The following is a 24,104-nucleotide window of genomic DNA, read 5'->3' on the forward strand; positions in this document are numbered from 1 at the left end:
ATGCCCAGGGACAGGTTCAAACTCGCGGAGATCGCCCAGAAGCACTGGGTGCGCACCGGCGAGCAGATCGTGTGGGCCGTCGAACGCAAGGGACACGTCGGCTCGGCGGGCAGGGCGCCGCACACGCTTGTCGGTGGCGTACCGGAAGCCGACATCGCCGAGCCCGAGTGGCCGTTGCCGACCGCGGCGGTGAGCAGCGCCCAGTTCAGCACCGACGAGTGGGCGCACGACCCCGCAGTGTGGGGCTGGGCGCACGCGCAAAGTCCCGAGCAGATCTCCGTGCGGTGGGCTGACCTGTTCACCGCGGGACGTGATGAGTGCTGGCTGCTGCTGAGCAACCAGCGCCTCGGTCTCGTGGTGGAGGGGGAGGTGCTCGGGCCGGCGCGTGGTGGTCTGCTCGGCCGAGTGCGCGGACCACAGCGCGAGGTCCCGCCGCTGGTCACGTGGTGGGAGGCGCCGGTGAGCGCGGCCCGGCGATTCGTGGCCGTGCCGCTGGGCAGACAGGTCCAGCCTGAATGGTTCGTGCGGATCGAGTTCGCCGACGGCTCCACGTTCGACTTCCGCGATCCACAGGCGGAGCAGTCCGTCCGCACGGCCTACGACAACCTGGTGGACTCGTAGCCGCTCCCTCAAGCGTTGGCCAAGTCCGCTGTTCTTGCCATCACGCAACCTCTAGCCTCATTTCATGAGGCTGCTGTTGTGGTTCATGCTGGCGTGCATGTGCGCGCTCAGCGGTGACCACGTGCTCGCAGTCGTCACGATGATGATTCTGGTGGGCTGCGCGACGGACCGCGTGCGCTACTGACCCGAACCTACGGCGGTCTTGCCGTGCGAAGGGTGACCAGTTCACGCCGTTGAGTGCGACGAGGATCGCGGAGCCTACGTGGCCCGCGACGCCGTGGCGAAACGGCAGCGTTCCGAACAGGTTCCAAGCCGGCAGCACCAGGATGAACGATCCGCGATCACGAGGTTGGCGATCACGACTTGCCGTGCATGGCCGGGCCAGCGCCACCACCGCCGGGACAACGTGAGGTCGTCACCGATCACCACCGAGTCGATGTGTTCGCCGCCGACGCGGAACCCCTGCGTCCCAAAGTGATTCCGGCATGTGCAGTCGCGAATGTGGGTGCGTCGTTCACGCCGTCTCCGACGAACACCACCGGGTCGTTGAAAACTCGCCTTGGCCACCAACCTGTTCGTGTTTGGCGATCGTCTTCTGTCGCCTGACGACCGGCCCCTCGAACCACGGCGTCGACCGCACCGTCGAGTCGCAGGGAGAGGACTGTGGGGCTGTCTCCGTCCAGGAGTACACGTCAGAGTTGCTGCGCTCGTCGCCCACCTTCGACGTCATGATCGACGACGACCGCACCAACTTGGAACGTTCGCACCGGGAAGCCTCCGTTCGAAACCGGTGACATGAGTCAGCTGTACAAGATCATGGGCGAGCCGGCACCGCGTTCGGGTTGTTGTCGTTCTGGTGTCCCTTGTCCCCGTTGGGAACTGGGCTGGTGATGCCGGGGCGGTCGGCCTGGGCCGCGGCGGCGAGGGCCTCGGCGGCGGCTTGCGCTGCCTGGGCAGTGTCGTTGGCGGTGTGGTCGGTCTGGTCGTCGGAGGGGGTCTCGCGGGTGGCGGGTGATTGGGGGAGGGCCTCGGTGAAGGCGCGGGACACGCCTTGGAGTGCGGAGGTGACCTCGCTGGGGATCACCCAGAACGTGTTGCCAGGACCCTGAGCGAGCTGGGGCAGCATCTGGAGGTACTGGTAGGCGAGCAGTTTGGGGTCGGGGTCGTTGCGGTGCACGGCCTGGAAGACCTCGTCGATGGCGCGGGACTGCCCTTCCGCCTTGAGGATCGTCGCGGTCCGGTTGCCCTCGGCGCGGAGCACGGCGGACTGCTTGTCACCTTCGGCGGTGAGGATCTGGGACTGGCGTTGTCCTTCGGCCCCGAGGATCGCGGCGCGCTTGTCGCGTTCGGCGCGCATCTGCTTCTCCATCGCGTCCTTGATGGACTGCGGCGGGTCGATTGCTTTGATCTCGACCCGGTTGACCCGCAGGCCCCACTTGCCGGTGGCCTCGTCGAGAACGCCGCGCAGCTGGTTGTTGATGGTGTCGCGGGACGTGAGCGTGCGTTCCAGATCCATGGAGCCGACGACGTTGCGCAGAGTGGTGACCGTGAGTTGTTCGACCGCCTGCAGGAAGCTGGCGATCTCGTAGGCCGCGGCGCGCGGGTCGGTGACCTGGAAGTAGAGAACGGTGTCGATCTCGACGACCAGGTTGTCCTCGGTGATCACCGGTTGCGGTTGGAACGAGACGACCTGTTCCCGCAGGTCGATCACCGGGTAGACGCGGTCGACGTAGGGGATGACGAAGTTGAGGCCGGGCTTCAACGTCCGAAGGTAGCGGCCTAGTCGTTCGACGTTACGCGCGCGTGCCTGGGGCACGATGCGCACCGCGCGCAGCACGGTGAAGACCGCGAACAGGGCGATGAGCAGTGCGGCGATGAGGAGCGCGGAGATTTCCATCGGTTACTCCTGGGGGTAGACGAGTGCGGTGGTGCCGTTGATCTCCATCACGGCGACGGTCGCTCCGGTGGGGATCACGAGGATGTGGTCGTAGGTGCGGGCGGTCCACTCCTCCCCGCCGATGCGGACCCGGCCACCTGTGGCGGTGACCTCTGAGACGACGTGGGCGGCTGTGCCGACCAAGGCGTCCACGCCGAACCGCTGCGACTGGGGCCGGAGCATGTGCCGCAGTGCAATGGGGCGGACGAGCAGGAGACCGGTCGTGGCGGCGGCCGCGAACACGAGCAGCTGCACGGGCAGCGGAAGTCCGATGGCCGCGAAGCCCACCGTGACCAGTGCGGCGCCGCTGAGCATTCCGAGCGCGGCGGTGAGAGTGAGGACCTCAGCCACACCCAGCACCACGGCCAGGATCAACCAGATCAGCCACAGGCTCATGGGACGGCCTCCTGCCGGGTGCGGGAACGTAGGGGCAATTCCGCTCTGCCCCCAGCGTGCTCGGCCCGCCACCTACGGGTAAGGCACCTGGTCGGCCACGCTGGCCTGGTTCCACGTTCCGGATTCCGGCAATGTCGCAGTGGTGGTGAGCCACCGCCGGATCGTCCTGTGCTCGTCTGCTCAGTCGACCGGGGGCAACGGGTGACGCGGCCAGTCGAGCAACCGCGCCCCGAGCACGGCCGCTTCCAGCGTGAACCGCTGCGTCGGGTCGGAGACGTCGTGTCCGGTGAGCCGCTTGATCCGGTCGAGGCGGTAGGTGACGGCTCGGACGCTGAGGTGCAGACGGCGGGCGGCGGCGGCGTGGACACCACCCGACGCGAAATACGCCGCAAGGGTGTCCAGCAGCGGTTGCGCGCCGTCTCGTGCCTGCTCCAGCGGGCCCAGCACGGTGGTGACCAGGTCGGTGATGGCCACGCGGTCACGGAGCAGTACCTGGAAGACGAGCAGGTCGGCGGCTAGCAACACCTTGGCGGTGAGGCCGAGCGACTCGGCCAGGTCCAGCGTTCCGCGCGCTTCCTCGTAGGAGCGCATCGCGCCTCCCGGACCCGCGTGGGTGCGGCCCACCCCGAGGCGCCAGCGGGTGTCGGCTCCCAGGACGAACTCCACCTGCCGGGCGAACTCCTCGATCAGGTCGTCGGCCGTGCCTGCGGCGATGCAGATCAGCAACTCGTCCTTGGTGGTGATCAAGAGATCACGGGTGCCGAAGCGCGCCAGCATGGCGGACTCGACGCGGCGGGTCACGGGATCGCCGTCGACGAAGCCGTGGTCCGTGATGGCGACGGCGACGGCGAGGTGACCGGCGAGCTGAACACCGAAGCGTTCCGCCGTTTCGGCCAGCCGGCCGAGGTCGCTGCGGCCGTTGAGCAGGTCGTCGATGAACTCCCGGCGCCGCGTCTCCTCCTGGCGCATCACCAGTCGTTGGGTTCCTTCGTAGCCTTCGGCGAGTGCGACGACGGCGTCGGCGCAGGCGCGCAACACGCTGTCGGTGATGGCGCGCACTGTACTGCCGCTCGCGCCGGTGACACTGGGAAGCTCTGGCCAGACCAGCAAGTTCGCGGTGAGGTAGAGGTCGACCAGAGCACGCAGAGGGACATTCCGCTCTGCTGCGGTGGCCCCGAGGACACGCCGGGTGTCGAGTTCGTCACGGGCCAGCCTGCGATTGGTCACGCTCACCGAGACCAGCATCTCGATGTAGCCGTCGAGAAACGCCGGTGACTCGACGCCGGAGCGGACGGCGGCCTTGGCGGCGATGGCGGCCACGTCCGCGGCCGTGAGCTCACGCTCGGTCGCCATCGGACCGCTCCCTCCGCACCGCCGTTGCCAGATCTCGGCAATCCGGTCTGCTCAGGGTAGCCAGACTCGTGTCTTGTCACTCCTCCAGTGCGTGGTGAACCGTCGAGGTGGGCAGGTGCGTGCAGGCTCTCCGCGACACGCGCACAGACCCGTCGCGAACGTGGAGGTCGCCCATGTCCCGAAGGTGGCCCATCCGTCGACGGGCCCGCAACGCCGTCGTCGAACCGCTGCGGGAGTTCCTGCACGCGGAGTCCGCGGGCCGGATGGTCCTGTCGGTGGCTGCGGTTCTCACGCTGGTGTGGTCGAAGAGCCCGTTCACCAGCGGCTACCGGGGCAGTGGGGAAACCCGTCCGCCGGCTGGCCGCCGTGCGCAGGTCGTGGCCGGTCGCCAGCGGGCCCGAGCCTGTTGTCCCATCCCGGCCGAGCCACGGCCGCGAGGTGTTGCTCACTCCGGAGCGTTGGCTTCACCCGGCGACGGCGTTCTTCGTCGTGCCGCTGTTCGCGCCGGCCAACGCCGGAGGGGACCTGGGTGGTGGGGTCCTCGCCGATGCGGTGGTCTCCCGCGTCGCCTGGGCAGTGGCCGCCGGACTCGTCGTGGGCAAGATCCTCAGCATCGCCGTGGTGACCCTGCTGGCTCACCGCACGCGGATCGTGAGCCTGCCAACAGGCGTGAGTACCAGGCATGTGTGGGGACTGGCTGCGCTGGCCGGGATCGGTTTCATCGTCTCGCTCTTCATCGCCGAACTCGCCTATGCCACCCGGCATCGGTCGACATGGCCGAGATCGGCACCTTCGTCGGATCCGAGGTCGGTGCGGCGCTGGGCGTCACGCCGCTGCTCCAATCCACCAGACATCCCGAGAAGGCGAGAACATGAACGCGTCCCGGCCACTGCTGCGCCACGGCGGCTACCTGCCGCTGGCCGACCACGGCCTGATCGGCGATGGGCGAGGCAGCGCCCTCGTCGGCCGTGACGGAGCGATCAGCTGGATGTGCGTTCCCCGCTTCGACAGCGATCCGCTGTTCTGCGGGCTGCTCGACCACTGCCTCGGGGGCGAGTTCCTCCTCGCCCCCGAGGCAGTGGTGTCGAGCCGCCAGTACTACCTGCCCGACACCGGTGTGCTGGTCACCGAGATGCGCTGCGCGACCGGCCTGGTGGAGGTGACCGACGCGTTCGTCCTGCGCGTCGGCGCCGACCTCGCCGCCGACGTGCCCGCGGCGAGCGGTGAACTGCTGCGCTCGGTCCGGGTGTTGCAGGGCTGGGCCGCGCTCCGGATCGCGGTTCGTCCACGCGGCGGCGTCGGCGTCGACCGCCACGGCGGCGGTCTGCGGCTGCGCTGCTCGCGGCCCGACCTGGAACTGCACCTGTTCTCCGAACAGCCACTGGCCGGTCTCGACACGACCGTGCGAGTCGAGGCCGGCCAGGACCTGTGGCTGCTGCTGCGGTGGGAACCCGGCGCGCGCAGGGCTCGTCTTGTCCACCCCCGCCGGCTGCTGGACGAGACGGCGGCGGCGTGGCGCCGCTGGACCGCCGGGATCTCCTACGACGGGCCGCAGGCTGCTCTGGTGCGGCGTTCCGCGATCACCCTCAAGCTGCTCGACAACATCGAGAACGGTGCCATCGTCGCGGCTCCTACCTCCTCGCTGCCGGAATCGATCGGCGGCGCCCGCAACTGGGACTACCGCTACACCTGGATCCGCGACGCGGCCTTCTCCGTGTACGCGCTGCGCCGGATCGGGCTGACCACCGAAGCCGACAGCTTCCTGGGCTGGGTCCTGGATGCTGTCGAGGGCGGCAAACCGAGGGTGTTCTACGACCTCGACGGACGGGAACCCCCGCTCGAGCGCCTGGACCACGACCTGGCCGGCTACCGGGGATCGGGGCCCGTCCGCTGGGGCAACGGCGCTGCCGGCGAGGTCCGGCACGACGTGTACGGCGAGATCCTCGACTGCGCCTACCAGTGGGCCGCCCGCGGCGGCACCGTCGACGACACGCTCTGGGCCCACCTGGTGGGGCTGACCGAGACCGCCGACACGGTGTGGAGGCAGCCCGGCGAGGGCATCTGGGAGGTGCGCTCCACCGCCCGCCCGTTCACCTACTCCGTGGCCATGTGCCAGGTCGCGCTCGACCGGGCCTCCCGGCTCGCCACCCGATTGCACCTGCCTGGCGACGCCACCGGATGGGCCGCCACTGCCGACGAACTGACCAAACGCATTCTGGACGAGGCGTGGGACGAGGATCTCGGCAGCCTCACCGAGCACCTGGGGCCCGGAGGTGGGCTGGACGCGAGTCTGCTCGCCCTGCCGTTGCGCCGAGTCCTGCCCGCCGACCACCCGCGGATGCTCGCAACCACCCGCGCGATCAGGGACCGGCTCGGAGCCGGGGGTGGCCTGCTGTTCCGGTACCTGCCCGGCGACTCACCCGACGGGCTGCCGGGGAGTGAAGGGGCGTTCCTGCTGTGCAGCTTCTGGCTGGTCGACAACCTGATCGGCCAAGGACGTGTCGACGAGGCAGCCGAGTTGTACGAAGGCCTGTGCGCCAGGGCCAACCCGCTCGGGCTGCTGCCCGAGCAGATCGACCCCGCGGACGGGGCTTTCCTGGGCAACTATCCCCAGGCGTTCAGCCACATCGGGGTGATCTCGAGCGGGGTGGCCTTGACCCGAGCGCTGCACGGCGCCCGCTCCGAACTGTCCACTCGCGCCCGGCCCGGCTGACGGTGCGGCCCGACCGGGATCGAGCACGCCCGTTGGCCATGCTGTTTCCGGATCCGGGCAACTCGACATCGTCCGCCTCTGCCCGATGGGCCCCTTCGACCACGGCCTGGCCTTGCCTACTGTTCAGGAACAGCGGGAACGGACATTCGTCGTGTCACATGTCTCCCGACCATCACCGTGTTGGACGGCGCCGCTCGCTCTGACCGAGGCCGTCGTCATGAGATCGGCGGAACGCCAGAACACGGCGACTTGAAACCATCAGGCAGCGCCACCGTTGCCGGCGAACGGTCCACATGGGAGGGACGACATCTTCTCGAATCTTGCACAGTGCGCTCCCGGAGCTCGACGAACGCGAGTACGCCTGACCACAACCACGGCGAAGCGGCCGGCCGATTTCACTGATGACAGGGGATACACGTGCAGATTCAAGTCAACACCGACAACAACGTCCACGGCAGTGAGCATCTGATCCAGTGGGTCGAACGTGAACTCGATGCCACCCTGTCACGCTTCAGCGACCGGATCACCCGCGTCGAGGTTCATCTGAGCGACGACACCGCCGGCCAGTCCGACGACACCGACAAACGCTGTGTGCTGGAGGCTCGTTCCGCCGGGCAACGGCCAGTCGCCGTGACCCACCACGCCGCGTCGGTGGACGAGGCCTGCCGCGGCGCGGCGGACAAACTCGCTCATCTGCTCGACAGCAAGTACGACCGCTCGGACCACCGCAAGGGCGGCCAGACGATCCGCACCATGGCGGTCGACGAGGAACTGGCATGAGCGCTGCACCCCGTGCTCGCCCCTGAAACTGCCTCGACCAGTGACGAACATGAGACGGACGCCGGGACGCGGGAGGCACATCGCGGTACAGGTCCGCGTGCCGAGCGTGCCCGGTGATCTGCTCCCCTGCGCGTGGAGACACTTCTGACGTCAAAGAATCGGCACCGGGGCGTCGGTCAGGTCCCGCGGACTTCGTCCAGGACCGTGTTGACGAGATGCGGCTGGCGTCATGGGGGTAGTTCGAGTGGAATCGACTGATGCGAGGCCGCGATGAGTCCGTTGATCCGGTTCGTAGGGTCGAGCAGCTGCAAGTGGCGCTAGCGAGCCAGCCCACGATTGAGCAGGCAAAAGGCATGTTGATGTTGATACGTTCGTGGTCTGCAGAGGAGGCGTTCGACGCACGGCGAACGCGAGCATCCATACCCCGTGTAGTACACGGGAAAGCTTTGACTTTGCGCCGGCGTGCACATTGGCGGCGCTGCGGACGACGACAGCCGCCAGTGGTACACCGCCGAGGAACCCGGACACGATGTTTCCGGTCCCTTGCGCTATCAGTTCTTGACCGTACTTGGTCTTCGGTCCGTCGTGCATCCGGTCGACCGCGGTGGCACCGAAGAGACTTTCCGCCGAGGCGATGAGCGCGAACACCAACGCGGTGCCGAGCCCGTGGGGGCCGTTTCCCGCAAGGCGCGACTGGTTGCTCCCGCGCGGGCTCGAGCCTCGCCGGGCATGATGTGGGCAGTGGCGCGAAACGCACCAGCAAACAGGTCAGGCGGTGACAGGTGGCGGTTGACGTTCGTCCCGAGATACTTGTGCGCCGCCCACGTACTGAGGTGGCCGCGTTCATGTTCGACCCCGCGCACGACCTTGAATGGACCGGCGGCATCACGGCCAGCAAGCCGTCCCAGCCTGGTCCGCTCGCACAGGACGCGAAAGTTGCACGCACCGCCAGGTTCCTCGGCCGCGAGTTCGTCTACTGCTACGTGGTGACCGAGTACGAACCGGATCGGCTCGTGGAGATGAAGGTTGAGCGGCCGTTTCCGATGGCCGTGCGCTATGAGTTGGCTGACGCCCTGGACGGCACGCTCGTCGCGATCCGGGCGACCGGCTCGCCGGGGAGGTTCTTCGGCTGGGCAACGCCACTGATGGCCCGCCAGGTGAGCAGGAGCATCACCGCGGACCTTGAACGTCTGCGTGACCGGCTCGAGCGGCTCTGATTGGCTCTCGCTCCGGTCAGAGGCTTCGTTCGTGATGTTCACTGCGACCCGGTCATCGCATCGGAGGCGGTTCGGGGCTCGGAACTTTGCGCAACCAGTCGCCGGACCAGCGTGCGAGCAGCGGGCCCGCGGTGGCGAGGATGAGGATGTAGCTGGTGACAACAGGTCCGAGTTCTGGGCTTGCGGCCGCGGCGAGGCTGACGATCACGATGGAGAACTCGCCGCGTGCGATGAGGGCGGTCCCTGCGCGTAGTCGTCCGCGGGTAGCGATGCCGTCGCGGCGGGCGGCGTACCAGCCGGTGGCGAGCTTGGTGGCGGCTCCGGCGGCGGCGAGCGCGAAGGCGGCCGGCAGAACAGGCAGGAGGTCGGCCGGACTGACAGCGAAGCCGATGGCGAGGAAGAACGCGGCCGCGAAGAGGTCGCGCAGAGGCGCGAGCACGGCGCGCGCTCGCTCGGCGGTCTGTCCGGTCAGGGTGAGCCCGACGAGGAACGCGCCGACGGCGGCGGAGACGGAGACGAGTTCGGCCAGGGCGGCCACGACGAGGGTGGTGCCGAGGACGCGGAGCATGAGCTGCTCGTCGTCGGGGTGGGCGAGCCAGCGGTTGACGTGGTGGCCCCAGCGGTGCGAGGCGGTGAAGGCCGCCGCGACACTGGCGATCGCGACCGCCACGCCGCCTGCCGCCTGCCACCAGGTACCACCGGAGGCGAGGACGGCGAGCACCGGCAGGTAGATCGCCATGGCGAAGTCCTCCATGACGAGGATCGCCAGGACGGCCGGTGTTTCGCGGTTGCCCAGCCGGCGCAGGTCGCTCAGCAGCCGGGAGATGATGCCGGAGGAGGAGATCCAGGTGGCTCCGGCGAGAGCGAGGATCCCCGTCCAGTGCAGCCCGAGCAGCCAGCCGGCCAGCGCGCCGGGGGTCGCGTTGAGAACGAGGTCGAGCACCGCGGACGGCACGTGCCGGCGCAGGCTGTGGGTGAACTCGGCGGTGTTGAACTCCAGTCCGAGGGTGAGCAGGAGCAGGACGATGCCGATGGAGGCGCCTGCCTCGACGAACTCGCCGGCCGCCGGCACGGGGGCGAGGCCGCCGTTGCCGAGTGCGAGGCCTGCCAGCAGGTACAGCGGGATGGGGGAGAACGACCAGCGTCTCGCGGCCGCGCCGAGCACGCTGAGCCCGACGAGGATGACGCCGAGTTCGAGCAGCAAGGCGAGAGAGGTGCGCATCGTCAGGTCTCGATGATCTGCCGCACGCCGCTGATGCCGTCGTGGGTGCCGATGACGACCAGCACGTCTCCTGGGCGTAGCACCTCGTCGGGCGGGGGAGAGGCGAGCACGTCTTCACCGCGCACGATCGCGACGATCGACGCCCCGGTACGGGTGCGTGCCCGGGTCTGGCCGAGCGGTTTGCCGGCGTGGGACGACGTGGCGGGCACGACCACCTGCGCCGCGCCGAGACCGGGTACCTCCTTGGTGAGGTCCGCGAACCGCTCCGCGATGCGCGGAGCGCCGAGGATCTCGGCCACGGTGTCGGCCTCGGCGACGGTGAGCCTGAACAGAGGCTGTGCCTCGTCCGGGTCGTCCGCGGCGTAGCGGATCACCTCGAAGCTGCCTTCCCGGCGGGCGACGATGCCGATGTGGTCACCGTCGGCGTTGGTGAACTCGTAGCGCAGTCCCACTCCGGGCAGGAGAACCTCGTTCACGTCCATCGGATCATCATGTCCGCCCGGACGTGCCTCGCCAACGGGCCCAGGCAACTCCGGCCGGTGCTCAGCCGGAGGCCGAGCTTGTCCACTGTGAAGAAAAGTGGGGCGGTGCGGCTTCACGTGGCGTGGAGTGCGGAGGGGAACAAAGCCGCGGAGGTGGCCGTGCCAACTGCGATGATCAGTACCGTCCAGGCGAACACGCGGCGCACCGTGTCGGCGGGCAGGCGGTGGGCGAGGCGTCCGGTGATCACGGCGGCCACGAGGGCTGCGCCCGCGAAGATCGTCGTGATGCCGAGGTCGAGGCTGGGAGCGGTGGTCGCGTGTGCGGTCAGGCCCGCCAGCGCGGTGATCGTGATGACGACCAGGGAGGTGGCGACGGCTTCGGGAGCGGTCAAGCCGAGCAACACGGTCAGCACCGGCACGACGATGAACCCGCCGCCCACACCGAACAGCCCGGTGAGCGCGCCGACGGCGGCTCCTGCGGCCAGCGCTTTGGGCAGGCAGCCGCGCCAGTCGACCGCGCCACCACGGGTGCGGCACGCGCTCCCGGACTCGGCGGGAGCGGTCAGCATGCGTATGGCCGCCACGGCCATCAACACGCTGAAAGCGAGCAACGCCCAGCGTTCGGGGATCAGTCGTCCGAGCGTGGCTCCGGCGAACGCCGCGGGCACGCCTCCTGCGGAGAACACCAGCGCCACGGGCCAGCGGACGGCACCGGTCCGCCAGCGCGCGGCGAGTCCGCCCAGCGCGGAGACGGCGACCACGACCAGGGATGTCGGCACGGCGGTGGAGAAGGGCATCCCGACGCCGAAGACGAGCGCGGGAACGGTGAGGATCGAACCGCCGGCGCCGAGCACACCGAGCACGGCGCCGACGATCAGTCCGAAGATCGCCGCCGGCAGCATCAGGCGACCATGGGCAGACCGGCACGAGCGGCCTGGTCGAACTCGTCATCGATCACGACGACGCGGCGGCCGTTGGCGGCGAGCACCGATGCGGCGATGGAGGCGCGGTAACCGGACTGGCAGTGCACCCACACCTCGCCCCGGGGCACCGCGTCGAGGCGATGCAGCAGATCGTGCAACGGCACGTGCACCGCGCCGTTGACGTGCTCGCCCGCCCACTCGAGGTTGCGGCGGACGTCGAGGATCGCGACTGGCCGGTGGTGCCGCACCGCGGCCAGATCGGCGAAGCTCGCCCGAGGCAAGGTCCCGAGTGGTGCCGGGCCCGACCATTCCTCGGGCGTGCCGGTCGCGGCGGACTCGACCCGCTCGATGCCGATGCGCACCAGTTCCCGCTGGGCCTTGGTCACCTGTGCCGCGGAGTCGCCGAGCAGTGACACGGGAGTACCCCAGGGGATGAGCCATCCCAGGTAGGTGGCAAAGCTGCCGTCGAGGCCGAAGTTCAGGCTGCCCACGAGATGCCCTGCCGCGAATGCGGTGCGGGAACGCAGGTCGACCACCCACTCTCCGGCGTCGATGCGGGCGCGCAGTTCGGCCGGTTCGGCGGCCCTGGGCTCGGTCAGGTCGACAGCGGCCGGTCCCGCCGTGTTGGCAGGACCCATGTGGGCGTAGTAGGCGGGAAAGACGTCGAGGCCTGCGAGCAGAGCATCCACATAGGACTTCTCGTCGCTGGTCAGCACCGGGTTGGTCCGCTTCTCCGCGCCGATCGTCGACCGGTCGGCCGCGGACTGCGTGACCGCGCAGAAACTGCCGAATCCGTGGGTGGGGAAGACCTCGGCGTCGTCGGGCAGTACGTCGGCCAGCAGGTGCGCTGAGGCGTACTGTGCCCGCGCCAGCCGGTCCGTGTGCGAGGGACCGAGCAGGTCAGGGCGTCCAGTCGACCCGAACAGCAGCGATCCGCCCGTGAAGACCATCGGGGCGCGATCAGGTGTCTCGAGCACGTACGACAGGTGCGTGAACGTGTGCCCCGGCGTCGCAAGGGCCCGTACGCGCATCTGGTCGCCCACTTCCACGATGCCACCGTCGTGGATCGGTGTCCGGTCGAACGACACCGGATCGGCGGCGTTGACGTGGTAGGCCGCGCCGGTCAGGCGAGCAAGCGCCAGACCGCCGGTGAGGTAGTCGTTGTGGATGTGCGTCTCGAAGACGTCGGTGATCCGCAGTCCGTGTCGCGCGGCGAGATCCAGCACTCGGTCTACGTCGCGCTGCGGATCCACCACGAACGCGACCGAGCCATCGCCGACCAGATAGCTGCGATCACCCAAACTCGTTGTGTCTATCGCGATGACCTGAGTCATGTCCTCACTCCTTGTACCCCCGGGGGTATCTACGGTTCTACCGTAGCGGCTCGTCTCGACTACCCCTGGGGGTATGTGATAAACCTGGCATACCCCAGGGGGTATCCAGCTCCCGGATCGAGGAAAGAGGATCGTCGTGTGTCAACGGGTCACCTGTTCCCGGTGTGGCAAGCCGTCCTATCGGGGTTGTGGCAACCATGTCGAGCAGGTGCTGGGTGATGTGCCCGCCGCCCGGCGCTGCTCCTGCCCGGCCGAATCGCCGCAGCGTCGGTCGTGGTGGCCTTTCGGGCGTCGCTGACGGACGTGGCGCCGTGGTCCGGGTACCCTAGGGGGTATCGAAGGAGGTTCGGGTGGAGCTGAACGAGGACACCCTCGCGGACGTGGTCAAGCGACTGCGACGCGTCCAGGGACAGGTAGGCGGAATCGTGCAGATGATCGAGTCCGGGCGGGACTGCAAGGACGTGATCACGCAGTTGGCCGCCGCCTCCCGGGCGCTGGACCGTGCGGGCTTCAAGCTCATTGCCAGCGGGCTGGAGCAGTGCATCTCCGACGGCTCCGAGCAGGCTCTGGCCGACCGCGCGCAACTGGAGAGACTCTTCCTCGCGCTGGCCTGACCCGGAGGCCGGGAGCTTCGGGTTTCGGTGAAGACGCGCAGGTGACAGGGCCTGCGCGAATCCGGGATCGGCGAAGAGGGACGCGGAGGCGCCGGTCGTCCGACCGCGAGCGTCCCGACGTTGCGGATGCCCCACATCGTCGAAGGGGTCGGCGGATTGCCGTGAAGGCCCCGTTGCGAAGCCGGGTCTGTCGGGCGGATCAGTGGGAGCCGGTGAGCTGTCCGGACAGCTTGGTGTGCAGCTGTTCGCTGTGCTGGTTGAGTCCGATGATCTCGGCGTCGATTCCGCGTGAGGTGAACTTCGCGGTGACGGCGTCGAGGGTGGCGACGGCGGAGCTGTCCCAGACGTGGGCGCCGGAGAGGTCGATGACCACTTTGGACACCGTGTCGGTGTAGTCGAAGGCGTGCAGGAGTTCGTTGGTGGAGGCGAAGAAGAGCTCACCGGTGACGGCGTAGACGCGGATGTCGCCGTCGGGGTCGAGGACGCTGGAGACGTCGACGAGGTGGGCGACGCGGCGGGCGAAGAAGATCGCGGAGAGCAGCGCGCCGGCGAGCACGCCGAGTGCGAGGTTGTGGGTGGCGACGACGGTGCCGACGGTCACGACCATCACCGCGGTCTCGCTCTTCGGGGTGCGGCGCAGCGTGGAGATCTTGATGCTTCTCCAGTCGAACGTGCTGACCGACACGAACACCATGACCGCGACGAGCGCGGCCATCGGGATCAGCGAGACGACCGGGCCGAGGACGAAGACGAGGACCAGCAGGAACACGCCAGCCGCGAGGGTGGAGAGGCGGGTGCGGCCGCCGGACTTCACGTTGATCATCGACTGGCCGATCATGGCGCAGCCGGCCATGCCGCCGAGGAAGCCGGTGGCGATGTTGGCGATGCCCTGGCCGCGGACCTCGGTGCCCTTGCTGGAGCCGGTGTCGGTGATGTCGTCGAGCAGTTGCGCGGTGAGCAGCGACTCGATCAGGCCGACCGCGGCGAGCGTCAGCGCATAGGGGGCGATGATGTACAGCGTTTGCAGCGTGAACGGGACCATCGGCAGGCCGAATCCGGGTAGCGCGGTGGGCAGTTCGCCCTGGTCGCCGACGGTGGGCACGGTGATGTGCAGGAACACCGTGAGTGCGGTGACCACGACGATCGCGACCAGCGGCGCGGGGATCACCTTGGTGAGGCGGGGGAGCAGGTAGATGATCGCGAGGCCGAGCACGGCCAGGGCGATGACGGGCCAGCCGCCACTGGTGATGTGCGGGATCTGCGCGGCGAACAGCAGGACCGCGAGAGCATTGACGAAGCCGACCATCACGGTGCGCGGCACGAACCTCATCAGCTTGTGCACGCCGAGCAGTCCGAACAGGATCTGGAACACACCGGTGAGGACAGTGGCGGCGAACATGTACTCGACGCCGTGATCACGCACCAACTGCACCAGAACCAGCGCCATGGCGCCGGTCGCGGCGGAGATCATGGCCGGTCGGCCGCCGGTGAACGCGATGATGATCGCGATGGTGAACGAGGCGTAGAGGCCGACCTTGGGGTCGACGCCGGCGATGACGGAGAACGACAGTGCCTCGGGGATCAGCGCGAGCGCGACGACCAAGCCGGACAGCAGGTCGGCGCGCGGGTTCGCGAACCACGTCGTGCGGACGCGCTGCAGCAGGGACGGCCGCGGGGCAGCCTGGAACGAGGACATCAACACCTCAGGAGATGGCACGAGACCGCGCGGCGGTTGCTCGTGTGATGAGCATGGGCCAATGTCCTGGTGCTGTCGAACTGCCCAGGAAGTGTGGTCGTGGGAGTGGTTGCGGCTACTCCGGCGCAACGGAACCAAATCCTACCGTAACGTGAGAGTAGAGTTGTGGGTGATCGGACTGATCGTGAGCAACGTCTCCAACCTGTCGCCGGGACCCCTTGGCCTGGGCGGCGTGCATGATCCACGGTCCTCGCCGTCTACGGCGTGGACGTGGAACCCAACGACCTCGACGTCGTGCCGCCACCAGACCCGGCCAACCTGCGACGACTCGCGGACCTTCTGGTGAGCCTGGAGTCCGTGCCCGCCCGCGATCCGAGCCGGCACAGGGGGTGACGGTCGAGCAGTGCGGGACATGGTGATCGGAACCGCTGACGCTGGAACAGCTGGACCATCTGTTCGTCACCCGGCTGGGCATGGTCGGCATCCCGCCGAATCTCACCGGCACCTACACCCGGCTCAAGGAAGGCGTATCGCGGCTGGAACTGGCCGGGGTGCCGGTGTGGGTGTGCGACCCCACGAAGGTGCTCGACCGGATGCCTGATCCGCCACGCTCGAATGGCCTCGCCCGTGCCGACGCGTACGCCGCCCTGTGGACACGACTGGAGCACGACCGGACACCGCAGGGGATCGCCCGATTGGACTGAGCACTCAGTTCGCCGACAGGTGCGAGCGCAGCGCAGCGGCGAAGGCCTCCGCGATGCCCAGTTGCGTGCGCAACGCCTGGCAGCGTTCCTCGGCGGCGGTCCAGAACCTCGTCAGGCGATGCAACTGCTCGTCGCGGTCCGGGGCGTCACCGACGGCCAGCGCGTCGAGGATGCCCAGCAGTTCGCGCATCTCGTCGAGCTGGAAGCCCAGCGGCTTCATCCGCATGATCACGCCCAGCCGCTGCACGTCAGGCTCGGTGTAGAGGCGGAACCCACCCTGGCTGCGGGCGTTGGGCACGACCAGGCCGACTTCCTCGTAGTAGCGGATCGTGCGCAACGACAGACCGGTCCGTTTTGCCACCTCACCGATCTGCATGTGTTCGCCCACAACGTCCCTTCCGCACTGGACCTGATCCCCCATTCTGGCATGTCAGGCGGGTCCTGCTGCGAGCCGTGAACCTCGGCGCACGCGCGTTGACGTGACCGAGACGGGTACGGCAGGTCGAAGCGGAAGAAACTCGCGCTGGCCAGAGGAAGCCGTGGCGGTAGACTTTCCCCAAGGTGTGCCGGGAAGTCTGGTCGGCGTGTTGTACGACGCTGACTTCGAGGAGTTTTCGTGGACACCGCTGTCACCGGTACGGCTATCGGCCCCATGGTCATCGCTGCCGTCGACCAGTTCGAAGAACACCGATTGGTGCACGACGAGCTCGCTGCCAGAGTCCTGCCCGCGTCCGGCCGTTGGGCCGTCGCGGCTGCCCGGTGGCGGCCGATTCGCGCCATGCTGGTCTCCGCCACGGAGAAGAAGATCCCCGGCCTGTGGGCGAGCATGTTGTGCCGCAAGCGTTACATCGACGATCGTCTTGACGCAACGGATGCCCGTACGGCGGTCGTGCTTGGTGCCGGTTTCGACACGCGGGGCTGTGGTGGGTGGGAAGGCCATGTGTTCGAGGTCGATCTGCCGGGCAACGTGACAGCCAAGCGGGATCGGCTGCTGGCGGTGTTCGGTTCTCTGCCTTCGGGTTTAACTCTGGTGCCGGTCGACTTCGAGGAACAGGACCTCGCCGAGGAACTGGCGCAGCACGGGTACGGCGGTGATGGGCCGGTGTTCTTCGTGTGGGAGGCAGTCACCCAGTACCTGACCGAGGACGCCGTTCGCGCCACCTTCGACTTCCTTTCCAGTGCCCCGGCCGGCAGTGAACTGGTGTTCACCTACCTGCGCAACGACTTTCTGGACGGCACCGCGATGTTCGGTGCCGAGGCCGGCTACCGCGAGTTCGTGACGAAGCGGCGCATGTGGAAGTTCGGTCTGATGCCGGACGAGGTGGCGGAGTTCCTCGAACCGTACGGGTGGGCGCAGGTGGAGCAGCTCGGCCCGCAGGAGTTCACCGCCCGATACGTGGAGCCGTCCGGCCGTGGGCTGCCGGTGTCGGAGATCGAACGCACCGTGTACTGCGTGAAAGTCGGAGCATGAGCGTCGCCGTGATCGAGGTGCAGGGTTTGACCAAGCGCTACGGCACTGTCGCCGTGGTCGACGACGTGTCGATCTGTATTGCTCCTGGTGAGATCTACGCGTTGCTGGGACTCAACGGGGCAGGCAAGACGACGACGATCCGGATGTTGCTGGGTATGGTGCGGCCCACCGCGGGCAGTGTGACCGTGTTGGGGTCTGTTGTGGGTCCGGGCGTTCATGCGATGTGGTCGCGCGTCGGCTATCTGGTCGAGACGCCTTCGGCGTATCCGGAGCTCACGGTGGTGGAGAACCTGGTGGTCGCGGCGCGTCTGCGCGGGTTGCGCGGCCGCGGGCAGGTCGACGACGTGATCGACCGGTTGAAGCTGACGCAGTACGCGGGGCAGCGCGCTGGCACTCTGTCGCTGGGCAACGCCCAACGTCTGGGACTGGCGAAAGCCCTGCTGCACCAACCGGAACTGCTGATCCTCGACGAGCCGGCGAACGGCCTCGACCCCGCGGGAGTCGTCGAGATCCGCGACTTGCTGCTGGAGTTGAATCAGCAGCACGGTGTGACTGTGCTGCTGTCGAGTCACATCCTCACCGAGGTCGCGCGACTGGCCACCCGTGTCGGGGTGATCGACCAGGGACGACTTGTCCGTGAGCTCGCCGCCGACCACCTCGCCGAGCACGCCCAGCAGAGGTTGACCGTGTCCGTTCGTGACTCCGCTACGGCGAAGAACGCCTTGCTGGCGGCCGGTTTTCGCCCTCTGAGGGGCGATGGTGACCAGATCGTGCTGACCGACGCCCGGTCGGTTGGCGAGCCGGAAGGGGTGGTCACCGCGCTCGTGGCGGCGGGCTGTCCGCCTTACCGTCTGGTGGTCGAGCAGGACGACCTGGAGACGTTCTTCCTGCGGGTGGTGAGGTCGTGATCGACGCCCTGGTCACGGAGATCATCAAGGCGCGGCGTTCGCACATGCCGTGGATGACGGTGGTGGCGTTCACGGTCGTTGCACTGGTGGGCGGCCTGTTCATGTTCATCCTGCAGGACCAGGACCGCGCTCGATCCCTCGGTCTGATCGGCACCAAGGCATCGCTGGTGGGAGGCGAGGCGGACTGGCCGACCTACCTGGCGTTCCTGTCCCAGACCACCGCGGTCGGCGGGATGATCGTGTTCGGTCTGGTATCCATCTGGGCTTTCGGCCGGGAGTTCAGCCAGAACACGGTGAAGGACCTGCTGGCGTTGCCGACTCCCCGGGTCGCGATCGTGGCGGCCAAGTTCGCCGTGACGACGTCGTGGTGCCTCGTGCTGACGGCGCAGCTCTTCGTGCTGGGAATGGTGATCGGGTCCGTGCTCGGGCTGTCGGGCTGGTCCTCGGCCGTCGTACTGACGGGGCTCGGGAGGATCGCGGTGGTCGCGGTCATGACCGTCCTGCTGACCACGCCCGTGGCGCTTGCGGCCTGCGTCGGCCGTGGCTACCTGCCCGGAGTGGGCGTCATGATCGTCGCGGTGTTCTGCGCTCAGATCATCGCCGCTCTGGGCTACGGCGAGTTCTTCCCGTGGTCGGTGCCCGCGTTGCTGAGCGGGCTGGCGGGTCCTGACCATCCTGCTCCCGGACTGCTCGGCTATCTCCTCGTGTTGTTCATGGGTGTGGCGGGGGTGGCGGCGACCGCGTTGTGGTGGCGGCAAGCTGATCAGGATCGTTGACGTGTGAAGGCTTCGAGAGCACGTACGGCCGCGGTGGTGCCGTTCTCGGATCGGATCTGGTCGCCGAGTTCTTCGGAGCGTCGGCGCAGCGCGGGATCGTGGACGGCTTGGCTGAGCGCGTTCGCCAGCGTCTCCGCCGTGAGCTTCTTGTGCGACAACGGCGCCGGAGCCACACCGACGACATGCATCCGCTGAGCCCAGTGCGGTTGATCCGCGACAAAAGGACAGACGACCTGAGGGGTTCCTGCTGCCAGAGCCGCGGCGGTCGTTCCCCCGCCGCCGTGGTGCACGACCGCGCTCACCTTGCCGAACAACCAGTCATGCGGCGCCTGGTCGATGACGAGCAGATCGCTCGACGAGCGCGCGGCAAGTCCGCCCCACCCGGTGGCGACGACCGCACGCACCCCGGCACGGCTCACCGCCGCGGCGACGATGTCACCCGTCCGCTGGGCGTCCCGCCCTGCCATGCTGCCGAATCCGATGTAGACAGGAGCCGGTCCGGCCGCGACGAACTCGTGCAGGGAGAGATCCGGCGTCCAGCTCGAAGCCCTGTGCAGGTACCAGAAACCGGTGGTGCGCACCGAGTCCGGCCACTGCGGGTCGACCGGTGTGACGCTGGAGCTGAACGCTTGCAACACCATCGCGTCGCCGGGGCCTTTGCTTTGCGGCAGGCCGAGTTCTTCCGTGCGCCATTTGGTGATCACGCCGGCGTAGGCGCGCAGCGTCGCGGACACGGTCAGATAGGTCGCCCTGTTGAGAAATCTCGGCAGGCGCGGCAACGGCACCATCGGGCAGGGGAACGCGGAGGTCGGAACCCAGCCTGGTTGCAGTGCGGCCAGCACCGCGGGAACACCGAGCATCTCGGCCGCGTGCTGCGCCGGCACGCTCGGCGTGTGCACCACAACGTCCGCGCCGGACGACCGGGCGACCGCACCGACATCGCGCAACACGTCGCCCATCAACGGCTTGATCCGGTTGATCGTGGACAGCGCGGTGATCTTGCCCCGCAGGCCGCGGTACCCGCCCTCGATCGCCTCCTTGAACAGCGGGTCGTCCAGCAGCCGGTTCGGCCCGTCGTCCAACGGCGCGAACTCGACGTTCTGTGCCAGCACGCTCGTGCCGAACGACGCCGGCGCCGCGAGCAGCGCTTCGTGCCCGGCGTCGTTGAGCGCCACGGCGAGCGCGAGCAACGGTTGCACGTCGCCGCGCGTGCCGTGTGCGACAAGCAGAACCCTCACCGGCTTGACCTTTCCTCGACTGCCGCGAAAGCGGTGAGCCAGCGGTCGTCCACGAACAGGCCGTCGGTCAGCATCTCCAACCCGGCCCGCGCGCCCCGCACGGCAGTCGGGGTCTCGGCCGGATCTCCGCCGAGCAGGCGGCCGACGTGATCGCCGAGCAGGAGCGGCGCCAGCAACCAGGACACGTAGGTGACAGACCGGGCCCTGGTGTCGGAGGCAGGTCGTGCCCAGCCCTCCGACTCGCCCTGCGCGAGCCACTGCTCGGTGCGCTCGACGATCTCGGTGAACAACGCACCCGCCGCCGCCGTGTCGTCGAGCAACGCTCGTGCCAGGTAACGCCGGACCGGCGTCGCGGCATGCAGAACCTCGCCCAGTGCATCGGTTGCCGCGTCGCTTCCGGAACGGATCGCATCGAGGACGTAGTCATCGCACGCTGCTCGAAGGCCGTCCTTGGAACCGAAGTGGTGCACGACCAGCGCAGGTGACACACCGGCATCAGAGGCCACCGCGCGCACGGAGGTGCCCGCGATGCCGTCCATGCCGAATCGGGTCAGCGCGGCATCGCGGATGCGAGCACGAGCGGTCAAGTCTGATGCTGAACGCATGTACAGAGTATTGAACAACTGTTTAGTCGTTGTCCAGGCCGCCGTGTCGCGAGGAAGCTGGTCCTGATGGCGCTGATCGCGGGAGGAACGACTCGCGCGCGAGCTCACCCACGTGGTCGTAGCCGACGCGACCGATCTAGTAGTGATGCGGCGACTCGGTGCCGACCAGTCCCGCCGAGCGGTGGTGGGCATGGAACCGACCTGGAAGCCGGCATCCCGGAACGCATTGACGCGCATCACGTCGTGCTGCCGGAGCACGAGATGGGCGAACGGGTCGCTCACCTGGTCACCGGACGGTTGCTCGGCTACATCGAGTTCGAGGACGACTACGTGATGATCAAGACCCCGAGCCCTGGAAGAGACCATCGGTCGCCGCTGAATCAGAGCCGGCCGCAGTCCAAGTACGCGGCGATGGTGGTCAAGGTGAAGCGGCAAGGCGAGAGCTTCACCCAGGCCACCGCCGACACCGTGGTGAACAGGAGAGATGTCCTGGTCGTGGCCGGACGGACCTCCGCGGTCGAGCCTGCGGCTGTTTGATGTGAGTCTGCTGTGGACGGAGTGCGGAGCACTGTGCTTCGACCGACGTTCACGCCGTGCGTCACGGCAGAGTGCCGAGGCGCGGCCCCCGGTTTGCTTTGAGCGCGGCTTTGCGGCATCTTTGCGCGCGGTGCGCCGGGAAGTCTGGTCGGCAACGCCCGTCACGAACCTCGTGGTGGGCCTGGACGACGTGGACGGGATTCCTCTATGGCGCTGGTGCTGGCATTCGGACTGGTCCTGCTGATCAGCGTCTCGTTGTCCGGGCTCGCCGCCCGCACGATCCTGTCCACCGCCCTGATGTTCCTGGTCGCGGGCGCTCTGATCGGACAGGGCGGGTTCGGGCTCGTCGCCATCCCGTCCAACAGCACGTTCGTCACCGTTCTGGCTGATCTTGCGCTGTTCACCGTCCTGTTCACCGACGGCCAGCGCGCGGGCCTGCCCGACCTGAAACAGGGGTGGCGGCTCTCGGGCAGGGCTCTGGGCCTCGCGATGCCGCTGACCATGATCGGCATCGCCGTGCCGACGCACTTCCTCACCGGACTCGACTGGACGACCTCGTTCCTGATCGGCGCGATCCTCTCGCCGACCGACCCGGTGTTCGCCTCAGCCATCGTCGGCCGCACCGACGTGCCGATGAGGCTGCGGCGGCTTCTCAACATCGAGTCCGGTCTCAACGACGGCCTGGCGCTGCCGTTCGTGCTGATCTTCCTGGCCACCGCGGTGAACAGGGACACCGACTTCCTCACCATCGGCATCGAACTGGCGGCCGGCCTCGTGCTGGGTGTGGTGATCCCCGCTGTCGTGGTGCTGGCCTGGCGGCTGCGGATCTTCACCGCCGAGCCTCGCCTGCAGGCTCTTGGACCGTTGGCGATCGCGGTGATGTTGTACGCCACCTGCCATCTCACCCACGCCAACCCGTATCTCGCCGCGTTCGCCGCCGGGTCGACGATCGCGACGCTGGACCGTGTCGCGGCAGAGCACTTCGAGCACTTCGGCGATCTGCTGTCCGAGATCACGAAGTTCGCCGCCCTGCTCGTCTTCGGCGCGTTGATCACACCGGAACGAATCTCGCACCTGAGCGTGGGGGACTGGGCGGTCGCGGTCATCGCGATCCTGCTGGTGCGGCCTGCCGCGATGATGTTGTCGTTGCTGCGCACTCCGCTACCCGCACGTGAGCGTTCCGCCGCCGCGTGGTTCGGTCCCAAGGGCTTCGCGTCCGTGGTCTACGGGCTTCTCGTGCTGCAAGCCGGGATACCCGCGGGTGAGCACGTATTCGATCTCGTCGCGATCACCATCGCTTTGTCGATCGTGCTGCACTCCTCGACCGACGTGCCGGTGGCCAAGGCGCTGAGCTTCGAACCCCCGGACGGGCTGCCCACCGGCCGGCCCGACGATCGGCGTGAACGCGAGCAGTTGTGACGGCATCAGTGAACTTGACCTGGGTGTGGGCAGCGCTCGTGTTGCTGTCCTTCTTCGCGATTCCGCGACGCCACTGGCGCTTCCAGCTGCCCGCCGTCCTCGGCTGGGTGCTGGTGTGGTTCGACGGCGAGTTCACCGGCCATTGGACGGACTCCCTCGGACTGGCCGTCACCGGGGTCAGCATGCTGGGGCTGTGGTTCGTCACTCCGTCCGGCGACGTCGAGCGAAAAGATCGACGTGACCTTTGACGCTGATGCGGTGCTGCGTGAACGGTGGTCACGCAGCCGGCGGTACATCACGGCGTTCTCCGTCATCCTGCCGGGGCTGCAAGTGCTGCTGTGCACGGCGATCGTCATGCTGAACGAGGACGACATCGTGTCGTCGTCCGCGATCGCGTTGATTCCGGTCGCGATCGCGGCGGTGGCGCTGCGCCAGTGGCTCCGGCGCCAAGCGCCCCTCGACCCGTCGGTCTGGCTTCTCGCGGCCGCTTTCACCGCCGGGGTGCAGCTGCTGTCCAGCGCGATCCCCGCCTACGGCATCGCGACGAGCATTACGTCCGAAGCACAGGTCACGCCGTCCATCCTGTTCTGCCTGTGCTGGGTGGTGGCGGTGGCGACCGGCTTGTCCGCCCACCTCGCCGCCCAAGCCCTTCTCGTTCCCTTGGTACCGGAACTGGGATCGGCAGACCTGCGGTTGACGCTCCCTGTACGCGCCGTGGTCGAGGGATCCGAACTCGTGTCTGCTCGGATCACCATCGAGCGCGACCGTGTCGAGTGGACGGTGCGGCTGCCCGTGAGCGGCGACGGCAAAGCCAAGATCGACATGTCCGTTCCGTTCCGCGAACTCCTGCAAGTCACGCCAGTGCAGCTCCCCGTCGTTCCGGAACAGCGGCCGTGGATCACCCTGCCAGGCGGGATCACGTTGTACGCACAAGCCGGACCCGCCGTTCTGCTGACAGCCACTCACGATCAACGGCTGATGCCGGTCCACGACGCCGAGCTCGTCGCCGAACTGATCAACCGCCGCAGAGCGCTGTGGTCGCAGGGCCGGGACTGAACACCGGCCTGGGTGTTGCCCAGCTGTAACACAGACCAGACGAACGACGGTGCACGTCAGGCAGCAGGTAGTTCTACCGTCGGTGACTGATCGGAAACCCTGC

General features: G+C 68.0%; 27 protein-coding genes and 2 pseudogenes. 17 read left to right on the top strand and 12 right to left on the bottom strand.

All coding sequences use genetic code 11. From position 1 onward, the window contains the following. Nucleotides 1-621, top strand: coding sequence for a hypothetical protein (locus ACH413_RS40395; RefSeq protein ID WP_360046255.1), 621 nt, complete (start codon nt 1-3; stop codon nt 619-621). Between the two features lie 581 nt (nt 622-1,202). After that, complete coding sequence (locus ACH413_RS40400) at nt 1,203-1,415, top strand: hypothetical protein (RefSeq protein WP_360046257.1); 213 nt, start codon at nt 1,203-1,205, stop codon at nt 1,413-1,415. A 20-nt stretch (nt 1,416-1,435) separates the two neighbouring features. On the opposite strand, the gene ACH413_RS40405 is transcribed toward ACH413_RS40400, so the two are convergent. The 3 genes from ACH413_RS40405 to ACH413_RS40415 form a co-directional block, all read right to left on the bottom strand. After that, nucleotides 1,436-2,518, bottom strand: a complete 1,083-nt coding sequence (locus ACH413_RS40405; RefSeq protein WP_360046259.1) for an SPFH domain-containing protein — start codon at nt 2,516-2,518, stop codon at nt 1,436-1,438. Nucleotides 2,519-2,521: 3 nt separating this feature from the next. Next, nucleotides 2,522-2,953, bottom strand: a complete 432-nt coding sequence (locus ACH413_RS40410) for an NfeD family protein (RefSeq protein WP_360046261.1) — start codon at nt 2,951-2,953, stop codon at nt 2,522-2,524. Nucleotides 2,954-3,133: 180 nt separating this feature from the next. Next, entirely contained in the window at nt 3,134-4,306 is a 1,173-nt protein-coding gene (locus tag ACH413_RS40415) for a helix-turn-helix domain-containing protein (protein ID WP_360046263.1), read from the bottom strand. Between the two features lie 438 nt (nt 4,307-4,744). On the opposite strand from ACH413_RS40415, the gene ACH413_RS40420 reads away from it, so the two are divergent. The 4 genes and pseudogenes from ACH413_RS40420 to ACH413_RS40435 all read left to right on the top strand — a co-directional run. Next, the gene (locus tag ACH413_RS40420; RefSeq protein WP_360046265.1) at nt 4,745-5,278 is read left to right on the top strand and encodes a Na+/H+ antiporter NhaA; all 534 of its coding nucleotides are present in this window, start codon (nt 4,745-4,747) and stop codon (nt 5,276-5,278) included. Continuing rightward, nucleotides 5,178-7,019, top strand: coding sequence for a glycoside hydrolase family 15 protein (locus tag ACH413_RS40425; RefSeq protein WP_360046267.1), 1,842 nt, complete (start codon nt 5,178-5,180; stop codon nt 7,017-7,019). The genes ACH413_RS40420 and ACH413_RS40425 overlap by 101 nt, the downstream gene beginning before the upstream one ends. 417 nt (nt 7,020-7,436) lie before the next feature. Continuing rightward, complete coding sequence (locus ACH413_RS40430; protein ID WP_360046269.1) at nt 7,437-7,799, top strand: HPF/RaiA family ribosome-associated protein; 363 nt, start codon at nt 7,437-7,439, stop codon at nt 7,797-7,799. A gap of 257 nt (nt 7,800-8,056) precedes the next feature. Beyond that, nucleotides 8,057-8,152: pseudogene (locus ACH413_RS40435) on the top strand (hypothetical protein); the annotation flags it as partial. 79 nt (nt 8,153-8,231) lie between these two features. Here the strand turns inward: ACH413_RS40435 and ACH413_RS40440 are convergent. Further along, nucleotides 8,232-8,447 (bottom strand): annotated as a pseudogene (locus ACH413_RS40440) (SulP family inorganic anion transporter); the annotation flags it as partial. A 134-nt stretch (nt 8,448-8,581) separates the two neighbouring features. Between ACH413_RS40440 and ACH413_RS40445 the strand changes: the two are divergent. Continuing rightward, a complete protein-coding gene (locus ACH413_RS40445; RefSeq protein ID WP_360046271.1) occupies nt 8,582-9,016 on the top strand; it encodes an SRPBCC family protein in 435 nt (144 codons plus the stop codon). A gap of 52 nt (nt 9,017-9,068) precedes the next feature. Here the strand turns inward: ACH413_RS40445 and ACH413_RS40450 are convergent, their stop codons facing one another. The 4 genes from ACH413_RS40450 to ACH413_RS40465 form a co-directional block, all read right to left on the bottom strand. Continuing rightward, nucleotides 9,069-10,238 (bottom strand): cation:proton antiporter, encoded by a 1,170-nt coding sequence (locus tag ACH413_RS40450; protein WP_360046273.1) that lies wholly within the window; start codon nt 10,236-10,238, stop codon nt 9,069-9,071. A 2-nt stretch (nt 10,239-10,240) separates the two neighbouring features. Then, nucleotides 10,241-10,720 carry a cation:proton antiporter regulatory subunit gene (locus ACH413_RS40455; protein ID WP_360046275.1) on the bottom strand — a complete coding sequence of 160 codons (480 nt, stop codon included), beginning with the start codon at nt 10,718-10,720 and terminating at the stop codon, nt 10,241-10,243. Nucleotides 10,721-10,833: 113 nt separating this feature from the next. Further along, nucleotides 10,834-11,622 (bottom strand): sulfite exporter TauE/SafE family protein, encoded by a 789-nt coding sequence (locus ACH413_RS40460; RefSeq protein WP_360046277.1) that lies wholly within the window; start codon nt 11,620-11,622, stop codon nt 10,834-10,836. Beyond that, nucleotides 11,622-12,977: an MBL fold metallo-hydrolase gene (locus tag ACH413_RS40465; protein WP_360046279.1), complete on the bottom strand. Its 1,356-nt coding sequence runs from the start codon at nt 12,975-12,977 to the stop codon at nt 11,622-11,624. Before ACH413_RS40465 ends, ACH413_RS40460 begins: the two co-directional genes overlap by 1 nt. A 350-nt stretch (nt 12,978-13,327) precedes the next feature. Between ACH413_RS40465 and ACH413_RS40470 the strand changes: the two genes are divergently transcribed. Further along, nucleotides 13,328-13,591, top strand: coding sequence for a metal-sensitive transcriptional regulator (locus ACH413_RS40470; RefSeq protein ID WP_360046281.1), 264 nt, complete (start codon nt 13,328-13,330; stop codon nt 13,589-13,591). 199 nt (nt 13,592-13,790) lie between these two features. Here ACH413_RS40470 and ACH413_RS40475 read toward each other — a convergent pair whose 3' ends face one another. Next, entirely contained in the window at nt 13,791-15,287 is a 1,497-nt protein-coding gene (locus tag ACH413_RS40475) for a SulP family inorganic anion transporter (RefSeq protein ID WP_360046283.1), read from the bottom strand. Nucleotides 15,288-15,551: 264 nt separating this feature from the next. On the opposite strand from ACH413_RS40475, the gene ACH413_RS40480 reads away from it, so the two are divergent. Together ACH413_RS40480 and ACH413_RS40485 are read left to right on the top strand one after the other, a co-directional pair. After that, complete coding sequence (locus ACH413_RS40480) at nt 15,552-15,680, top strand: hypothetical protein (protein ID WP_360046285.1); 129 nt, start codon at nt 15,552-15,554, stop codon at nt 15,678-15,680. 80 nt (nt 15,681-15,760) lie between these two features. Then, nucleotides 15,761-15,991 (top strand): hypothetical protein, encoded by a 231-nt coding sequence (locus ACH413_RS40485; protein WP_360046287.1) that lies wholly within the window; start codon nt 15,761-15,763, stop codon nt 15,989-15,991. A gap of 4 nt (nt 15,992-15,995) precedes the next feature. Here the strand turns inward: ACH413_RS40485 and ACH413_RS40490 are convergent, their stop codons facing one another. Then, nucleotides 15,996-16,367: a MerR family transcriptional regulator gene (locus tag ACH413_RS40490; RefSeq protein WP_360046289.1), complete on the bottom strand. Its 372-nt coding sequence runs from the start codon at nt 16,365-16,367 to the stop codon at nt 15,996-15,998. Nucleotides 16,368-16,607: 240 nt separating this feature from the next. On the opposite strand from ACH413_RS40490, the gene ACH413_RS40495 reads away from it, so the two are divergent. From ACH413_RS40495 to ACH413_RS40505, 3 genes are read left to right on the top strand one after another with little or no spacing between them, the layout of a single operon-like run. Then, on the top strand, nt 16,608-17,462 hold the full coding sequence (locus ACH413_RS40495; RefSeq protein ID WP_360046291.1) for an SAM-dependent methyltransferase: 855 nt from the start codon (nt 16,608-16,610) through the stop codon (nt 17,460-17,462). Beyond that, nucleotides 17,459-18,370 carry an ABC transporter ATP-binding protein gene (locus ACH413_RS40500; protein ID WP_360046293.1) on the top strand — a complete coding sequence of 304 codons (912 nt, stop codon included), beginning with the start codon at nt 17,459-17,461 and terminating at the stop codon, nt 18,368-18,370. Before ACH413_RS40495 ends, ACH413_RS40500 begins: the two co-directional genes overlap by 4 nt. Next, entirely contained in the window at nt 18,367-19,146 is a 780-nt protein-coding gene (locus ACH413_RS40505) for an ABC transporter permease (RefSeq protein ID WP_360046295.1), read from the top strand. The genes ACH413_RS40500 and ACH413_RS40505 overlap by 4 nt, the downstream gene beginning before the upstream one ends. On the opposite strand, the gene ACH413_RS40510 is transcribed toward ACH413_RS40505, so the two are convergent. Next, complete coding sequence (locus tag ACH413_RS40510) at nt 19,134-20,384, bottom strand: glycosyltransferase (RefSeq protein WP_360046296.1); 1,251 nt, start codon at nt 20,382-20,384, stop codon at nt 19,134-19,136. The genes ACH413_RS40505 and ACH413_RS40510 overlap by 13 nt on opposite strands. After that, nucleotides 20,381-20,989 (bottom strand): TetR family transcriptional regulator, encoded by a 609-nt coding sequence (locus ACH413_RS40515; protein ID WP_360046298.1) that lies wholly within the window; start codon nt 20,987-20,989, stop codon nt 20,381-20,383. Before ACH413_RS40515 ends, ACH413_RS40510 begins: the two co-directional genes overlap by 4 nt. 66 nt (nt 20,990-21,055) lie before the next feature. On the opposite strand from ACH413_RS40515, the gene ACH413_RS40520 reads away from it, so the two are divergent. The 4 genes from ACH413_RS40520 to ACH413_RS40535 all read left to right on the top strand — a co-directional run bounded on the left by ACH413_RS40520 (nt 21,056) and on the right by ACH413_RS40535 (nt 24,001). Then, nucleotides 21,056-21,526, top strand: a complete 471-nt coding sequence (locus ACH413_RS40520) for a hypothetical protein (RefSeq protein ID WP_360046300.1) — start codon at nt 21,056-21,058, stop codon at nt 21,524-21,526. Between the two features lie 207 nt (nt 21,527-21,733). Next, nucleotides 21,734-22,945 carry a cation:proton antiporter gene (locus tag ACH413_RS40525; RefSeq protein ID WP_360046302.1) on the top strand — a complete coding sequence of 404 codons (1,212 nt, stop codon included), beginning with the start codon at nt 21,734-21,736 and terminating at the stop codon, nt 22,943-22,945. A gap of 8 nt (nt 22,946-22,953) precedes the next feature. Then, nucleotides 22,954-23,193 (top strand): hypothetical protein, encoded by a 240-nt coding sequence (locus ACH413_RS40530; RefSeq protein ID WP_360046304.1) that lies wholly within the window; start codon nt 22,954-22,956, stop codon nt 23,191-23,193. 10 nt (nt 23,194-23,203) lie between these two features. Beyond that, nucleotides 23,204-24,001, top strand: a complete 798-nt coding sequence (locus ACH413_RS40535) for a hypothetical protein (RefSeq protein ID WP_360046306.1) — start codon at nt 23,204-23,206, stop codon at nt 23,999-24,001. Nucleotides 24,002-24,104 lie beyond the last annotated feature (103 nt).

The sequence above is a fragment of the Lentzea sp. NPDC020367 genome, assembly GCF_044387305.1.
GTDB lineage: Bacteria > Actinomycetota > Actinomycetes > Mycobacteriales > Pseudonocardiaceae > Lentzea.

Coding starts and splice junctions, on each gene's coding strand:
- ACH413_RS40515 (WP_360046298.1), bottom strand. CDS start 20,989: ATGCGTTCAGCATCAGACTTGACCGCTCGTGCTCGCATCCGCGATGCC.
- ACH413_RS40410 (WP_360046261.1), bottom strand. CDS start 2,953: ATGAGCCTGTGGCTGATCTGGTTGATCCTGGCCGTGGTGCTGGGTGTG.
- ACH413_RS40405 (WP_360046259.1), bottom strand. CDS start 2,518: ATGGAAATCTCCGCGCTCCTCATCGCCGCACTGCTCATCGCCCTGTTC.
- ACH413_RS40460 (WP_360046277.1), bottom strand. CDS start 11,622: ATGCTGCCGGCGGCGATCTTCGGACTGATCGTCGGCGCCGTGCTCGGT.
- ACH413_RS40450 (WP_360046273.1), bottom strand. CDS start 10,238: ATGCGCACCTCTCTCGCCTTGCTGCTCGAACTCGGCGTCATCCTCGTC.
- ACH413_RS40455 (WP_360046275.1), bottom strand. CDS start 10,720: ATGGACGTGAACGAGGTTCTCCTGCCCGGAGTGGGACTGCGCTACGAG.
- ACH413_RS40475 (WP_360046283.1), bottom strand. CDS start 15,287: ATGTCCTCGTTCCAGGCTGCCCCGCGGCCGTCCCTGCTGCAGCGCGTC.
- ACH413_RS40500 (WP_360046293.1), top strand. CDS start 17,459: ATGAGCGTCGCCGTGATCGAGGTGCAGGGTTTGACCAAGCGCTACGGC.
- ACH413_RS40465 (WP_360046279.1), bottom strand. CDS start 12,977: ATGACTCAGGTCATCGCGATAGACACAACGAGTTTGGGTGATCGCAGC.
- ACH413_RS40490 (WP_360046289.1), bottom strand. CDS start 16,367: ATGCAGATCGGTGAGGTGGCAAAACGGACCGGTCTGTCGTTGCGCACG.
- ACH413_RS40425 (WP_360046267.1), top strand. CDS start 5,178: ATGAACGCGTCCCGGCCACTGCTGCGCCACGGCGGCTACCTGCCGCTG.
- ACH413_RS40395 (WP_360046255.1), top strand. CDS start 1: ATGCCCAGGGACAGGTTCAAACTCGCGGAGATCGCCCAGAAGCACTGG.
- ACH413_RS40415 (WP_360046263.1), bottom strand. CDS start 4,306: ATGGCGACCGAGCGTGAGCTCACGGCCGCGGACGTGGCCGCCATCGCC.
- ACH413_RS40525 (WP_360046302.1), top strand. CDS start 21,734: ATGGCGCTGGTGCTGGCATTCGGACTGGTCCTGCTGATCAGCGTCTCG.
- ACH413_RS40485 (WP_360046287.1), top strand. CDS start 15,761: ATGGTCGGCATCCCGCCGAATCTCACCGGCACCTACACCCGGCTCAAG.
- ACH413_RS40520 (WP_360046300.1), top strand. CDS start 21,056: ATGGCGCTGATCGCGGGAGGAACGACTCGCGCGCGAGCTCACCCACGT.